Source organism: Singulisphaera photorubra, from assembly GCF_045290345.1.
Classification (GTDB): domain Bacteria; phylum Planctomycetota; class Planctomycetia; order Isosphaerales; family Isosphaeraceae; genus Singulisphaera.
In genome coordinates, this window is the sequence record NZ_CP155447.1 from 9,822,616 (window position 1) to 9,838,081 (window position 15,466).

Annotated in this window: 11 protein-coding genes, 1 tRNA gene and 1 pseudogene; 9 read left to right on the top strand and 4 right to left on the bottom strand. The window is 61.3% G+C overall.

Annotated features, from left to right (window positions below; genetic code table 11):
- The first annotated feature begins 51 nt into the window (after positions 1-51).
- Both V5E97_RS36665 and gnd read left to right on the top strand, forming a co-directional pair.
- Positions 52-1,347 (top strand): diphosphate--fructose-6-phosphate 1-phosphotransferase, encoded by a 1,296-nt coding sequence (locus V5E97_RS36665; protein ID WP_406696493.1) that lies wholly within the window; start codon positions 52-54, stop codon positions 1,345-1,347.
- A 159-nt stretch (positions 1,348-1,506) separates the two neighbouring features.
- Complete coding sequence (gnd, locus tag V5E97_RS36670) at positions 1,507-2,967, top strand: decarboxylating NADP(+)-dependent phosphogluconate dehydrogenase (RefSeq protein WP_406696494.1); 1,461 nt, start codon at positions 1,507-1,509, stop codon at positions 2,965-2,967.
- Between the two features lie 90 nt (positions 2,968-3,057).
- Here gnd and V5E97_RS36675 read toward each other — a convergent pair whose 3' ends face one another.
- A complete protein-coding gene (locus tag V5E97_RS36675) occupies positions 3,058-3,918 on the bottom strand; it encodes a M48 family metallopeptidase (RefSeq protein ID WP_406696495.1) in 861 nt (286 codons plus the stop codon).
- 455 nt (positions 3,919-4,373) lie between these two features.
- On the opposite strand from V5E97_RS36675, the gene V5E97_RS36680 reads away from it, so the two are divergent.
- Positions 4,374-5,837, top strand: coding sequence for a serine/threonine protein kinase (locus V5E97_RS36680; protein ID WP_406696496.1), 1,464 nt, complete (start codon positions 4,374-4,376; stop codon positions 5,835-5,837).
- A 90-nt stretch (positions 5,838-5,927) separates the two neighbouring features.
- Here the strand turns inward: V5E97_RS36680 and V5E97_RS36685 are convergent, their stop codons facing one another.
- A complete protein-coding gene (locus V5E97_RS36685) occupies positions 5,928-7,112 on the bottom strand; it encodes an acyltransferase family protein (RefSeq protein ID WP_406696497.1) in 1,185 nt (394 codons plus the stop codon).
- A 155-nt stretch (positions 7,113-7,267) separates the two neighbouring features.
- Here V5E97_RS36685 and V5E97_RS36690 point away from each other — a divergent pair, with 155 nt between their 5' ends.
- The 6 genes and pseudogenes from V5E97_RS36690 to V5E97_RS36715 all read left to right on the top strand — a co-directional run bounded on the left by V5E97_RS36690 (position 7,268) and on the right by V5E97_RS36715 (position 13,870).
- The gene (locus tag V5E97_RS36690; protein ID WP_406696498.1) at positions 7,268-7,747 is read left to right on the top strand and encodes a hypothetical protein; all 480 of its coding nucleotides are present in this window, start codon (positions 7,268-7,270) and stop codon (positions 7,745-7,747) included.
- A 356-nt stretch (positions 7,748-8,103) separates the two neighbouring features.
- Positions 8,104-9,981, top strand: a complete 1,878-nt coding sequence (locus V5E97_RS36695; protein WP_406696499.1) for a SpoIVB peptidase S55 domain-containing protein — start codon at positions 8,104-8,106, stop codon at positions 9,979-9,981.
- A gap of 110 nt (positions 9,982-10,091) precedes the next feature.
- Entirely contained in the window at positions 10,092-12,257 is a 2,166-nt protein-coding gene (locus V5E97_RS36700) for a hypothetical protein (protein WP_406696500.1), read from the top strand.
- Positions 12,258-12,419: 162 nt separating this feature from the next.
- A tRNA-Val gene (locus tag V5E97_RS36705) sits at positions 12,420-12,493 on the top strand.
- A 108-nt stretch (positions 12,494-12,601) separates the two neighbouring features.
- Entirely contained in the window at positions 12,602-13,261 is a 660-nt protein-coding gene (locus V5E97_RS36710) for a hypothetical protein (RefSeq protein ID WP_406701308.1), read from the top strand.
- Positions 13,262-13,289: 28 nt separating this feature from the next.
- Positions 13,290-13,870 (top strand): annotated as a pseudogene (locus V5E97_RS36715) (DUF4393 domain-containing protein).
- Positions 13,871-14,067: 197 nt separating this feature from the next.
- On the opposite strand, the gene V5E97_RS36720 reads toward V5E97_RS36715, so the two are convergent.
- Entirely contained in the window at positions 14,068-14,589 is a 522-nt protein-coding gene (locus tag V5E97_RS36720) for a DUF4145 domain-containing protein (protein WP_406696501.1), read from the bottom strand.
- A 429-nt stretch (positions 14,590-15,018) separates the two neighbouring features.
- Positions 15,019-15,387 carry a DUF2513 domain-containing protein gene (locus V5E97_RS36725; RefSeq protein WP_406696502.1) on the bottom strand — a complete coding sequence of 123 codons (369 nt, stop codon included), beginning with the start codon at positions 15,385-15,387 and terminating at the stop codon, positions 15,019-15,021.
- Positions 15,388-15,466: the final 79 nt, after the last annotated feature.

Here is a 15,466-nt window from a genome sequence, read left to right on the forward strand (position 1 = left end):
CCAAACGTCACTTGAACTCCAACCCACCGTCCCGTCGAAGGAAATCGTCTCATGGCTGCTCGTAACGTCGTCGTTGCCCAATCCGGGGGACCGACCTGCGTCATCAACAACTCGTTGCGCGGGATCGTCGAGACTTGCCGCCGCGACCCGAAGACCTTCGGCACCGTCTATGCCGGAAATTTCGGCATCGAAGGGGTCCTCAAGGAGGAGTTGATCGACTTGTCCGCCACCTCGGACGAGGAGATCGCCCTCCTCCGGACCTCCCCGGCGGCCGGTGGAATCGGCACCTGCCGCTACAAGCTCAAGAAGGGGCAGGACGAAGATTTCTCCCGCGTGGTCGACGTGCTCAAAGCCCACAACGTGGGATACTTTTTCTACATCGGCGGCAATGACTCGCAAGACACCGCGCACAAGGTGAGCGAGCTGGCGCGCGACCGTGGGCTCGAGCTGGTCGCCACCGGCGTTCCCAAAACGATCGACAACGACCTGGGCGACGCCGAGTTCACCTTGCTCGACCACTCCCCCGGCTACGGCTCGGTGGCCCGCTACTACGCCCAGTATGTCCGGCAAGTGAACGAGGAAAACGCGGGGTCGTGCCCGGCTGATCCGGTGATCGTGATCCAGGCGATGGGCCGCAAGATCGGCTATATCCCGGCCGCCGCCCGCCTGGCCGACCCGCATCGCAAGATGCCGCTCCAGATCTATCTTACCGAGTCCGGGGTCTCGCTCGAGCAGCTTGGTGAGAACGTCGTCAACCAGCTCAAGTCGGACGGCCGCTGCATCGTGGTCGTGAGCGAAGGCTTCGACGTCGGCGAGTACGGCGTGGCTCGCGATAACTTCGGCCACGTCCAGTACAGCTCGAGCCAGACGACCGTCGCGCAGACCGTGGTCAACTACCTGAACACCTTGAAATTGCCGGTCCCCGGCAAGGCGCGCGGCCAGGTTCCCGGCACCGATCAGCGCAATGCGATCGCGTATGCCAGCGTGGTCGACCTCGACGAGGCCTACGGGGTTGGCTGCCACGCCGTCGAGATCGCCCGCAAAGAGGGGAACGGCTGGATGGCAACCATCCTCCGTGACCACTCGCAAGCGTCCTACAACGTCCGGTTCGATAAGGCGCCGCTCGAAAAGGTCGCCAACTCCGAGCGCTACTTCCCCAAGCACTGGATCGCCTCCAACCGGATCGACGTCACCGACGACTTCCTTGCCTACGCCCGCCCGCTCATCGGCGACGACTGGGTCAGCGTCCCCATGGTCGATGGCCTGGCCCGGTTCGCTCGGATCGAGAAGAAGCTGGCCACCAAGCAACTGAGCGAGTACGTGCCACAGACCTATCGCAAGGCCTGACCCAAGACTCGGACGGCCGACCCGGCCGTCGGGAACCGCCCGGCGGCCCGCCGTGCCGACATCCAAACGGCCGGGTCGTCCGGGCCACCGCCGCAACAAATCGGTCAATCTAAACAAGTCGATTGTTCACCCATTCATTGAGAAGGTCCGAGTTCCCCAATGACGACACCTACCGCCGACATCGGCCTGATTGGCCTTGCCGTGATGGGCGAGAACCTCGTCCTGAACATGGAGAGTCACGGCTTCACCGTCGCCGTCTTCAACCGGACCACCTCCAAGGTGGACGAATTCGTCAACGGCCGAGGCAAGGGCAAGAAGCTCGTCGGCTGTCATTCGGTCGCGGATCTGGTCAAGTCGCTCAAGAGCCCGCGCAAGATCATGATCATGGTCAAGGCAGGGGCACCCGTGGACCAGGTGATCGACGAGCTCGTCCCGCTGCTCGACCCCGGTGACATCCTCATCGACGGTGGCAATACCCACTATCCCGACTCCACCCGGCGCACCCGTGACCTGAAGGCCAAAGGCTTGCAGTTCATCGGCACCGGCGTGTCGGGCGGCGAAGAAGGCGCGCTCAAGGGCCCCTCGATCATGCCCGGCGGCAATCCCGACGCCTGGCCGCACGTCAAGCCGATCTTCCAGGCGATCGCCGCCAAGGTCGACGACGGCACCCCTTGTTGCGACTGGGTGGGTCCTGAAGGGGCCGGCCACTACGTCAAGATGGTCCACAACGGCATCGAATACGGCGACATGCAGTTGATCTGCGAAGCCTACCAGATGCAGCGAACCCTGCTCGGCATGGATGCGCCTGCCATGCACGACGTGTTCGCACGCTGGAACAAGGGGCCGCTCGATAGCTACCTGATCGAGATCTCCCGCGACATCCTCGCCTTCAACGACCCGGACAGCGGCAAGCCGATGGTCGACCTGATCCTCGACACCGCCGGCCAGAAGGGGACGGGCAAGTGGACCGTCACCTCGGCCCTCGATCTCGGCGTGCCGCTCACCCTGATCGCCGAGGCCGTCTTCGCACGCTGCCTGTCGGCCCAGAAGGATGAACGCAAAGCCGCCTCCAAGATCCTCAAGGGGCCCTCGGCCAAGTTCACCGGCGATCCCAAGGCCTTGATCGACGACATCGAGATGGCCCTCTACGGCAGCAAGATCATCTCGTACGCTCAGGGCTACGCCCTGATGAACGCGATGGCCAAGGAAGAAGGGTGGGAGATCAACAACGGCGGCGTCGCCCTCATGTGGCGAGGGGGCTGCATCATCCGAAGCGCCTTCCTCGGCAAGATCAAAGAGGCGTTCGATCGCGACCCGAAACTCACCAACTTGATGCTCGACCCCTATTTCACGGGCGAACTCGAAAAGGCCCAGGAGGGCTGGCGCCGCGTCTGCGCCGCGGCCATCACCCACGGCGTGCCGATTCCGGCCATGACCTCGGCCCTGTCCTATTTCGACGGCTATCGCACCGAGAACCTGCCCGCGAACCTGCTGCAAGCCCAGCGCGACTTCTTCGGGGCGCACACCTACGAGCGCATCGACAAGCCGCGCGGCCAGTTCTTCCACACCAACTGGACGGGCCGAGGTGGTACGACCGCGTCGTCGACCTACAACGTCTGACAATCGGTTAGGAAACCAACGACAACGAACAGGGGGCGGGAGACTCTCCTGTCCCCCCTTGTTCCCTGCTCTCGAAGAAGCCGCCTCCGATTAATTCGGGGCGGCTTCCTGCTTCTCCGGGATTCGAAAGTGGTGCAAGTCGTCGGCGGCGAGCCGGAGGTCATCCCGTCGCCGCCAGCGCTGAAGCTGGGCGAGTCGTGCCCGCACGTGATCGCGGCGGTCGAGTGAGTACGGATGAGTCCGCCCGAACGAAAAGAACGGATTGTCCCGCTGGTCGTTCTTACGTTCATGGAGCCGCTCGAAGAAACCGACCAGCCCACGCGGGTCATAGCCCTCTTCATACAACCAGGTCACCGCGGCGCAATCGGCTTCGGTCTCATGCTCGGGACGGAACGGATTGACGAGCAGCCCCAACAGGGCCGCCTGCTGGGTGAAAAATCGGTCGAAGGAATCTCCCCACGCGGGAGGCCGAGCATAGGTCGTCTCCGCAAGCTTGCTTCGACGTACATAACCATAAAGATGACCAAGGTCGAGGTGGGCAAGTTCATGGGCCACCACCCCGGCCACCGTCGCCTCGTCAGGCTCGTCGAGCAAGGCCGTTGTGAAGACGAGAAAACCACCGGGGAAGGACTGACCGTCGGAGATCGGAGCATTGATCAGGCAGACATCGATCTTGGGGTAGCGGTCGCGATGCTTCATTCGCGTGGCAAGCCGATCAACGAGAGCCCGAAGGTACTCGACGCGAATTCCGCCTTCGACCACCTGGAAGCCCCGCTGCTTCGCCTTCGAAAGGTACTCGGTTCGCGCACGGAGGCCCGCCCTCCGTTCCTCGACCACGCTCACCGACACCCCACGCAGGGCTGGCTCTTCCATCCGCGCCAGTTCTCCGAGAAAATCGTTGAATCCGGTCGCGGGGTTTCTCGCGAAACTCTCTCCCATCCGTTGGAACATTTCGGGCATCGAACGTGCGGGGGGAGATGAAACGCGGCGCGGACTGGGGCAACGGGGTGGCTCATTCTCACCGCGATGCCGCACCGCTCGGCCTCCCGACCTGGACTTGGAAACGCCCCGCTTCCGCGTCGCTTCAGTCGGCTTCGGTACGACTGCATCATCGTGCTCGACGGGAGGGTCCGCCGCCGCCCGGAGATTGTCCGGCGGGACCACTAGGATCAACAGTAGTAATCCCGCAAAAACTGGTAAACAGGGAAGTGTAGCCATGACCTGATCCCCAGGGTCATTCAGCGCGATTCAAGAATGGAAGTCGCCAGGCTTCCCTTAAAGCAAGGACGTGCGGACGCTTGACTTATTCGACCTGCATCGAACACTCTGAAGGGTATTGGGAACGCGAAGCCGAAACGGCGACAGGACCATCCTTACCCCCCGGACGCGTCGGAAACGAGAGACCCATGAAGACCGGCACGGGCCGCTGCCCAAGTTGCGACGAACCGATCAGTGAGGGAACGCTCGTTCATCGCTGCTCCGTGCGCGGAGACATCACCTTTCACGACGACCAGTTCGGGATTGTGAATCTGAATCCGGACTTGCTCGGTGAGACGGTTGCCTATCAAGGGAATCTGGTCCTTCAAGCCGAAGAGTCAGGCTCCTCACTCCAGGAGGATCAGGACGACGGGTTCCCCGCGGTGGATGACCTGATCGACCAGACACTCGGCCAGTACAAGCTGGGGTCGGTCGTCGGTCGCGGGTCGATGGGTCGCGTCTATCGGGCCGAGCATCTCGCCCTGGCGCGCTCCTGCGCAATCAAGGTGATGAATCCGGGGCTTGTTGCCAAGCAACCCCAGATCCGCGAGCGGTTCTGGGCCGAAGCCCGAGCCGTCGCCAATCTGCTCCATCCTCACGTGGTGACGATCCACAACCTGGGGAGCGACCGGGGCTATCACTTCATCGAGATGGAATATGTTGCCGGCGGTCTCAGCCTGAGCGAGTCATTGATCCGCGAGGGGCCTTTCGACTCGGTGCGCGCGTCAACCTTGGTCCGCCAGGTGGTCCTGGCCCTTGGCGCCGCCCATCGATCGGGGATGGTCCATCGTGACGTCAAGCCATCAAACGTCCTGCTGACGGCCGCTGGTGACGCCAAGCTCGCCGACTTCGGACTGGTCCGCCGGATCAGCGAACTGGAACGCGCAGGGGTTCCGGTGGCCGGTACCCCCACGTACATGGCCCCCGAACTGTTCGCGGGCATCCCCGCCAGCCACCGCTCCGACATCTACGCGGTGGGGGTCATGTACTACTACTTGATCTCCGCCCGACTCCCGTTCGTCTCGGAACAGATGGGCGAGTTGATTTCGCTCCATCGTTTCGGGCGGGTGCCGGACGTCAAAGCGATCATCCCGACCATTTCCGATCATGTGCTCACGATCCTGAATCGCTGCCTCGCCAAGCATCCCGACGATCGCTATCAGTCGGCCGAAGAGCTGGCCGAGGACCTTCAGATCGCGATCTTCAACCTTCGCGAAACCGAATCCCTCGTCCGGGAAAGCGTGGAAGGGCTCAACTGCTTCATCCAGGGCGGCCGGGACAACTATCGGATTCTGTTCGAGCTGCCCAACGACCGGCTCCAGGAAGTCTACCTCGAGGTCACCCAGGACGACCTCGGTCAGCGAATTCTCTCCGTCTTCTCCGTCTGTGGGCCGGGCGATCCCAAGCATTACGAATTCGCCCTCAAGCTCAACGACAAGCTGATTTATGGCAGTCTTTCCATTCGTAACGTCAATGGTCAGCCGATGTTCGTGATGACTCGCACGTTCGCTCGCGACCTCGTCAGCGCGGCCGACGTCCGCTCCGCCCTGCTGGAGATCGCACGCCGTGCCGACCACGTCGAGATGCAACTGACCAATGCCGACCTGTACTGACCCCCTCTGGTTCTCGAAGACCAAGGGAATGGCCCCTCGCTACTCGTCCGCAAGCATTCTCAAATCCCGTCTTCTTCACATTCAAATCAGTCAGATCGGCCGAGAAGGAACTCGTGTCCACGCGCGTTTCAGAACCAGAAATCGCCGCTCGTAGGCGTAGTACGATAATGCAGCGAGCCCGACCGTCGCCGCAAACGTGGCGATAGTCAGCAGGATGTCCTTGTTCGGGAACCAGGGGAGTCGATGGTAGAGCGAGCGTCGCCCCCAGAGCGCGAACTCGTGATACATGTAGAGGCCATAGCTGATCTTCCCCAGCCAGGCGAGCCGCGAATAGGAGAGACAAGCACGGAGCCATCCCCGCGAGTTGACAACGATGGCGACGAGCGAGACTCCCCAAATCCACAGCAAGACGAAGTCCCAGGTCCTCCGCGCGGTGGTTTCGACCCCGAGCTGAGGCCCGGAAAAGAGCCAGATCGTCCCGAGCAAAAGCGGCAGTTGAAGCCAGCGGGCCCATCGCGCCCCCCGATCCGACCCGGGGGATGTGCCGAGCACCAGGGCCAGTAAGACGCCACTCAACAGCGTATCCAGGCAAAGAAACGTGTTGAATCGTATCTTGATCTCGATCGGATAAGCCTGAGAGAAAAGGTATCGTGCCAGCACCGTGGCCATGATCAGAAGCACCACAACCCCGATCCGATACCGAGGGCCTATCCAGGCCACCAGCAACGGCACGAACAGGTAGAACTGTTCCTCGACGCAGACGCTCCAGAGGACGCTCAGAGCGTCGTACGGGACGACCCCGATTAGCGACATCGACCAGTTGCCCAGGAAGGTGAGAAAAGGGGCCAGGTGGTTGGCGACCAGATTGCGATACCCTGGCGTTCCGAGCTCCCCTTCAATCCAGGGGATGAGCAGGAATCCGATCGCGACGATCAGGTAATAAAGCGGCCAGATCCGGAGAATTCGGCGAATCCAGAACGCCTTCAGGTCGATGCGCCCAAACTCCCGCTCCTCGCGCAGCAGGAGGGTCGTGATCAAGTAGCCGCTGAGGATGAAGAAGAGCTCGATGCCCACCCAGCCCTTCTCGCGAAGCGAGGCGGCCACGGTACGTCCCACGAACGGTGAGAGGATCGCCGGCTCGATACCACCATGGAATAAGTAGACGAGCATAAAGGCCACAAATCGGAGTCCATCGAGTTCCGGGAAGTAGCTTCGGCCTCCCCAGCGCTCCGGCCCGCGTGCCTCAACCCGGCCTGAGTCATTGACGTCGCCCATGATTGGCACCTGGCTCGTCCTCCTGAATCCAACCCCCATCGCGGCCCGACATTATCACCCGAGCCGTGACGGAGGTGATAGAGGGGGTAGCCGCTGGCTTCCCGATCGCGGTAGTCTGGTGCCATTGATCGCCCTCACTTCGCGAGACCTCACGCATGTCCCTCGCTCAACGGACCGCGGCCGTTAGCCTGGCCCTTTCGATCGGGATCGTGGTGGTTGCCATCGCCCTCCTGATCTGGCTCTGGTACGAACGCCGAGACCGAGATCCCAACCTCTCCGAAGTCGACGCCCGGCACTTCAAGCGGCAGGACTATCGGCGAGCCTTGGTCGCGATCATTCTCTTCGTTCTGGCCCTGGAAATTTTCGTCGGTTCGCCCATGGAAGCCAAAGTCGGGGGCCGGAAAAATTATGCGTTCCTCGTGATCTGGCTCTCCGCCTTCGCCCTCGTCCTGGGACTGCTCTTACTCGCCATGCTCGACTGGTTGGCGACCCGCGTCTATGCACGAAGACAACTCCAGCAACTCGCCCGGGAACGGCTCGAAATCCTCCGCGCCGAGCAACAACGACAACGAATCGCCCGAGACGGTCACCAAGAGGGATCGGGAGCGCACCTGGACGACCTCCCCGCATCGTGATCCAGCGTCGCGGAAGTCGGTTTCCGGAGCGCCAGTGTGTCGTCCTGGGACGATTACGAGTGTCCTGAACTTCTGGGAAAGCTTGGTGAAGCTTGAGTGAAGTCCTTGGTTGACGCAATGTTCGTCGAGGGATACGATTCAACACGATGATCCAGGATGGAATTGTCTTCGCCACGGTGTCGTGACGAAGGCTCGGAAACGCCGCTAGAGGATCGATAGCCGAGTACCCTTCGGACGTCTCACCCTCGACAGACGACCCCGAACTCTTCGCTCCGGGTTCCCCTCTCGCCGTCGCGTGCTTCCTGGCTTGGACCATCGCACCGAAAGCTCCATCCCGATCTTGGGAGATCTGCTCGATGCGATCTTTGTTTTCATCGCGGTGGTCGACGGGGCATGGATTGCTTGCTCTGCTGGCAATCCTCGGTAGCGCCCTGGTTTGCCCTGCCGGCGAACCCGACCGCAAAATGTACTGGAACGTCGAAGACATCCGTCCCGGCATGAAGGGGACGGGGCAGACGGTCATGGTCGGCACGAAACTCGAAGAGTTCGGCGCCGAGGTTCTCGGCGTGATGCGCGGGGTGAGCCCCGGCCGCGACATGATCCTCTGCCGGCTTACCGGTTGCAACCTCGAGCACGCCGGGATCATCCAAGGGATGAGCGGCAGCCCGATCTATATCAACGGCAAACTCCTCGGCGCCGTGGCATTCGCCTGGGAGTTCGGCAAGGACCCGATCGCCGGAGTCACCCCGTTCGAGCAGATGGTCCAGTACGTCCGTTCAAACGACCGCCGAATCGCGGCCGAGGCGAAAGACGGCGAATTCCACGCCGCGGCCTCCGCTCCCTCCGCGCTGATCGACGGCCTGGCCACCGACACCACCTTCAGCGCCTCTCCCACGCCGGTCTCGGCAAGTGCCCTCGGCGGAATGAGGCCGATCGCGACTCCGATCGCCGCGACCGGGTTCAGTCCTCGCGCCTTGGCCTTCCTTGGCGATCGATTTCAGCCCCTCGGAATGGCCCTGATGGCCGGTGGCGCTGCTCCCGAACGCGTGATCCGCGAGGAGGGGGACAAGCCGCTCGTCCCCGGCTCTCCGTTGAGCATCGCGATGGTGACCGGCGACTTCGACCTCTCCGGGATCGGCACCGTCACCCATGTTGAGGGGAATCGGGTCTACGGCTTCGGCCACCCGATGTTCAGCCTGGGCGCCTGTGAGTTCCCGATGATGACCGGGTATATCCACACCGTCTATCCGCGGGCGAGTGTGAGCATGAAGATGGGATCACCCTTGAAGGTCGTCGGCGTGCTCGACACCGACGTGAGCACCGGTGTCGCCGGCCACCTCGGTGGGGTTCCCGACATGATCCCGCTGAGCATTCGGGTCAAAACCGGGCGCTACTCCGAGCCCCAGGCCTATAACGTTCAGATCGTTCGAGAACCGAACCTGCTGGCAACCCTGGTCATGACCGTCCTGACCAACGCGATCGACACCGAAGGGAATCTCCCTGAGGAGCTGACCGCGAAGATCAAGGCGTCGATCAAGCTCAAAGGCCACGACCCGATCGAGTTCACCGACACGTTGAGCGGACCTCGGTTCACCGGGCAAATGGGGGCGGCCAACCTGTTCAGCCCGATCGCGTCCATCGTCAACATCCTGGTGCGGAACCCGATGGCCCCGATCAGGCTGGAGTCGATTGACTGCGACATCGACATCACCCCAGGCCGCAAGGTCGCGACGATCGAGTCCATCCGGCTTAACACGGACCGGTTGGAGCCGGGTGAGCCCCTCAAAGGGTCGGTGACGATCAAGCCGTTCAAAGGTGAGCGGCAAACGGTGAACATTGAGTTGCCATTGCCCGCTGACATCGAGGAAGGAAGCTACGAGGCCACGGTCTGCGACCTGGGCAACAGCCTTCGTCGTCGATTCCGCAACGAGCCGTCCCTGACGGATCCGCGCGACCTCAACGCCATCCTCCGGGCGATCCATCTCCAGATCGAACCCCAGCGGACCGCCCTCTACTTGCACGTTCCGCTCCAGGGCCGCGGCCTCTCGATCGAAGGGCAGTCGCTCCCGAATCTCCCCGGAAGCGCCCGCGCTGTCTTCAACACGAGCCGGCAGAGCCAGGATCCAGCGGTCCGTACCGACTTGATTCAGACGGCCCAGACGCCGTACGTTGTCGAAGGCCTGCAGGTGCTCAAGTTCACGGTGGTCAAGGATAAGGGTCTCTCGCTCAAATAAGAGTGGTTTCCGCTCTTCGTTTCTATCGAGGCCGCACCGCCTCGGGCTGGCCTGACCTCAGCCCGTGCTGGGGTCGCTCCCGCGGTCTGAATGCCCTAAAAGGAATTCCGATGATCTTGAACGCGAAGTTCGAGCGGGCGGCCGCGGTTGCCGCTTGCCTCCTGCTCCTGGCAGCGATCGGCGGGCCTCCGGTCGCCCTCGGCAAGCTCGAGACCTGGCGGCAGGAGACGTCCTCGGCCTTCGTGAAGGGACATCGCGAACGGGTCGTGGTGTCCGAAACCGGCCGGGTCCGGCTTGGCCAGTCGCTCAGCCCGATTGAAAAAATCGAGGCGGCCCGCGTCTGGGACTTGGCCCGCACTCCCGACGGCACGATCTACGCGGCCACCGGCGACGAGGGCAAGCTCTTCCGCCGAGAGTCCAAGGAAAGCGCCGCCTGGAACGTCGCCTATGATGCCGCCGACTCCCAGATCCTCGCGGTGGACGTCTTGCCCGACGGCCACGTGTTCGTCGGGACCGGCCCGACCGGCCTGATCGTCGACGTGACCGACTCGGCCAACCCGGTGACAACGCCTCGGCTCGACCCCGACGTCAAGTACATCTGGGACCTTGCCCACGACTCCAAGGGCAACCTGTACGCCGCCACCGGCCCGACCGGCCAGCTCTGGAAGCTCGCGCCGGACGGAAAGCGCACGCTGATCCTCGACAGCAAGCACCCCCACCTGCTCTGCGTTGCGGTCAGTCCTGACGGTTCGGTCTACGCCGGCAGTGACGGCGAAGGCTTGATCTATCGCGTCTCGGCCGAGGGCAAGACCTCGGTCGTCTACGACGCGCCTCAATCCGAAATCCGCTCGCTTCTCTTCGCTCCCGATGGCGCTCTCTACGCCGGCACCGCCGCCGAGTCGGGAGGCGGAGGGGGTTCGGGCCGAGGCAGCTCGCTCTTCTCGCCGGGCGGAACTGCGGAGGCCACCCGCCCCCCGGGCGCCATCAACGCATCGTCCGCTCCCGAGCCGCCCAAGCCTTCGCCTTCAACGACCAAGTCCGCGACCCCTTCCTCATCCTCCTCGACGGGAGGCGGCTCCGCCTCTCCGCGTTCCTCCTCGGGGGACAACGCCGTCTACCGGATCGGGTCCGACAGCGTACCGCGAGAAGTCTTCCGAGCCCGGGCCTTGGTCTACGCCCTCGCCTGGCAATCGGGCCGATTGCTGGTCGGAACCGGGCCGGAGGGGCAGCTCTACGAAGTCCGCAACCAGGACGAGACAACCCCGATCGCCCGGCTCGATCATGGCCAGATCCTTTCGATGCTCTCCGACCCGGACGGTGGCCTGCTCATCGGCGCGGGGGACCCGGGGGCCGTCGTCCGGCTCAACACCGGCTACGTCGCGAGTGGCTCACTCGTCTCCGACGTCCTCGACACCAAGCTGATCAGCCGCTTCGGCGCCTTGACCTGGCGGGCCGATCAGCCCAAGGGAACCTCGGTCGCCTTGCAAGTCCGCACCGGGAATGTCGGCGAGCCCGACTCTACCTGGTCGGCCTGGTCGCCCGAGCAGACCGACCCCGAAGGATCGCAGGCCCAGTCCCCCCCCGGCCGCTTCGCCCAGTACCGCGCCACGCTCTCCACGCGCGACGATTCGGTCACCCCCGAACTCCGCTCCGTCTTCCTCCGCTACCAGACCGCGAACCTACCGCCTGAAATCACCAAGGTCGAGGTGCCCGACGTGGGAGTTGCCGACGGCACCACCAAGCAGGCCCGCCTGAACCTGAAGTGGAGCGTGACCGACCCCAACGGCGACGACCTCGAATACACCCTCCACATCCGCAAAGAGGGCTGGCCCGACTGGGTCCGCATCGGCGACGAGCGGCAGACGTCCTCAAGCTACGACTGGGACACCACCGCCGTCCCAGCCGGCCTCTACCGGATCCGCATCACCGCCAGCGACCGCCCATCCAACAACCCCGACGACGCCCTGGTCCGCGAGCGTCTGAGCGAGCCTTTCATCGTCGATCACGACAGCCCCACGATCACCATCGCCCCTCAACCGCGCGGGGCCACGATCACCCTCAAGGACGAATTGACCCGTCTCGTGAAAGCCGCCTACGCTCTCGACGGCGGTGATTGGGTCCCGGTCTTCCCCGACGACACCCTGTTCGATTCTCCCAAGGAGACGATTACCGTCTCCCTCCCCGACCTCAAACCCGGCACCCACATCCTCGTCGTCCGCACCACCGACGCCGCCGGAAACTCGGGAACCGGAGACGCCCTGATCGAGGTCCATTGAACGTAGAGTCTTAATGGCCCAGTATTTCTGTTCCTCAAAAGCTGAGGCCAGTCAGCGCCAATTGTCTCCTTGGCCACAGATGCCTTGAGACTTTCCAGGTCGTCGATTAGGATCTGTGTTCGGTCGTCGCTCAGACGACCGAGCCAGTCCTCATCCCAGCCCGGGCGATTAGCTCAGTTGGTTAGAGCGCCTGCTTTACACGCAGGATGTCGGGGGTTCGAGTCCCTCATCGCCCACTCCGTAACTCCTGCCGAACGCTCGACTTGCGTACCCTCCACACCGTGGACGGAGCGGCCAAAACCCCAACGAAATCCGGTAGTCTACCGGATTGGGAGGCCGCTTCGATGTCGTTTCGTACCCCCTCGTATCGCCTGCATAAACCTACCGGCCAAGCCGTCGTCACCATCTCCGGCCGTGATTTCTATCTCGGCAAGCATGGGACCGAGGCCAGCCGGAGCGAGTATGATCGGCTCATCGCCGAATGGCTGACAGCTGGACGGCAACTTCCCGTCACCGACGATGCCACCATCAGTGAACTCATGGTCGAGTTCCTCAAGTGGGCCGACGCCTATTACGTGAAGGATGGCGAGCCAACCTCTGAGGCCGCCTTTTCCCAACGGGGACTGATTGACCGTGGCTTCGAGAGCCAATGGCACAAGAGGACTATCCTTGTTAAACTCCTGCTCGGACAACTGAAATCAGGCATACTCAGCGGCAAAAGGGGCGGAAATGGCAAACGAGGAGAAAAAAGAAGCGGGCAACTCAATCAAGGATACCGCCGAGGCGATCAAGGGCGTCCTTCAAGAGGTGCCGGTTTACAAGGATGCCATTCAGCCGGTCGCAAAGAACTTGGGCACCGAACTAGCCCCTGCTGGGTCAGAGATTGGGACTACCGCCGCCCGCACAATCCACATGGCTCTTGCTCCACTTCGTGCACTGGTTTGGAGCTACGAACAAATCGAAGAAATAATCGTGCCACCCTTGCAAGAAAAACTCAAGAATAGGCTCAACAAACTAGTGGCCCCAAGTCTAATGATTGCGGGACCGACTCTAGAGGCACTGCGATTCGCAGGATCAAATGAGGCATTAAGAAACCTTTACATTAATCTATTGGCGACATCCATGGACGAGGACACGAGAAATTTTGCCCACCCTCCTTTGTGGACTTTGTTCGCCAGATGTTGCCGGACGAAGCGAGAGTACTGCGAGTTTTCACTTTTCAAAGATTTATACCTCTCGTGACCTTACGAGTTTACCCCCACCTCGCTCAAATCCACCATGTCGATGAGTCCAGAGGTACCAACGTTGTACTTAGTAACTATTCGCTGATCGGTACTGAAGCGGCGTGCGACTTGCCCGACAGGACTCCAACGTACTTGAACAACCTGATTAGGATGGGACTCCTTGAGATTCCAAGCCAGGAAAAGGTTACAGAAAGTGCCCTGACACCTTGGGATTCGTACAACAAAATATACGCGTCTGGAGAGTTCAAGCAAATCGTGTCTCAGGTCGAAGCAAGGTGGAAACAGAAGCCGATTCTCATCGAAAAAGGCGTGAAACTCACTCCTCTTGGGACGGAATTTAAGAGAGCGGTTGACTACACAGGGGCTTGAGAACCGATCGTCTTTGCCCCCCCCATAGGGCCAGCAATCTGCAGCCCCCGTGGGTAGCATCACACTTCCTCTGCCGCATCCCCCAACCTCTATACTCCCGACACCGGCAGACCCACAGCCCCTTTGTCTCCACTTCGCGGACCTCCAGACGCCGCACCTACGCCGGTCCGCGCCGACTCAGGATCGAACAATCGACGCTACAACATTGGTTTCTGGCCAGCATCGCCAAGTTTTTGATTGAGTGCGATTCGGCGGGCGACACTTTTTGGCAAATCTACATAATAAAATTCGAGAAGATCGCGGCACACTTGGAGCGTCCAAGCCGCCTCTCCCGGTTCAACATCAACGATTTCCCCAGTATTCTGATTCTTCTGGGGATGGGCCGCAAAGTTGCCGATATTTCGTATCGCATCTAGGTCTTGAGCGAGATAAGAAGGAATTTTATTCATAGCTAGAAGTTTCTTAATCTGATCGACCAAGTTGCGATCGTGGATTCCCTCTTGGTCTTGAATGAGAGCTTGCAAGCAACGCCGACTTAGTGCGGCACTAGCTTTTGGCGAGATCGCCAAGCTGTCGTGAGCTTCACGGAAATCGGACGCGAGAGGATCGGGTACGCCCGGCGGAATCTGGCATTTCGGAGTTTTTGGCCAAACAAGGGTAGTGGCTTTAATGTCAGACTCATAGTGATCGCCAATCAAACGGTTCTCGACCTCGTTCATCCAAACAATCTTGTTTTTGCATGTTGGGCATAAGTGCGACGTAAGGGTGTACGATGTCGTTACTGTTGGTGGAGTTTGATTTGCACCGTACGGAGATCCCGACCACGGCCGCGAACGGCCGAAATTCAGAAACGCGTTGTCGGCGTTTACCCCGTCAAGACTAAACCTGATGCCGCAGTATGGGCAGTTTCTTCCGTCCCCGGCCTGTTCATTCCGTTCCATGTGCTGCCTCGCCAAATATCGCCAAACTTATCCAAGTTCTAAGGCTACCGCATGCCTGGGAGCAGGACAAGATGGCGGGTAGACTGGGGAGGATGGATTGAGTTGATCGGCAACCGCGCATCTCGCTGGGCTCCGTCGCCGTCGAACTCGCCCCTCTACCCTTACCGGGCTCCTGATTCTCGATTTTTCACATTTACAATTCTGTATTTATTGAATGTTCAGCCGCCGCTTAAGCTCCGAGTTCAACATGCGCTTCATGATGTCGAGCGAGACGTTCGCCAGGCCCTTTTCCTTAACGTCGGATAGGACCTTATCCCAGACGAATTGGTTCCTCGCTTCGTCAAGGAATTCGTGCCCCTCCCACGTCAAACGCTTCGCCCTCCAGTCCGCTCCATCCATGTCGGAGCAGTCGCTGGCCTCTATGATGCCAGCTTCATACAAAAGTCTTATGTGATAAACGATACTTTCCCGAGACTCGCCTTCAAGCTCGATGTCGATCCAGCCGTGGCCGTCTGCGTCCGCGCATTCCTCAAGTTCAAGGAGGATTCGCCGCGCCAGATCCATATCGCGTTTCATTGCTTCGCTCTCTCTTGCTTCCTCCGATTCCACACGCCGTCGCCCCTGCGTACCAGGCAACGGGAATGGCGCTAGGGCC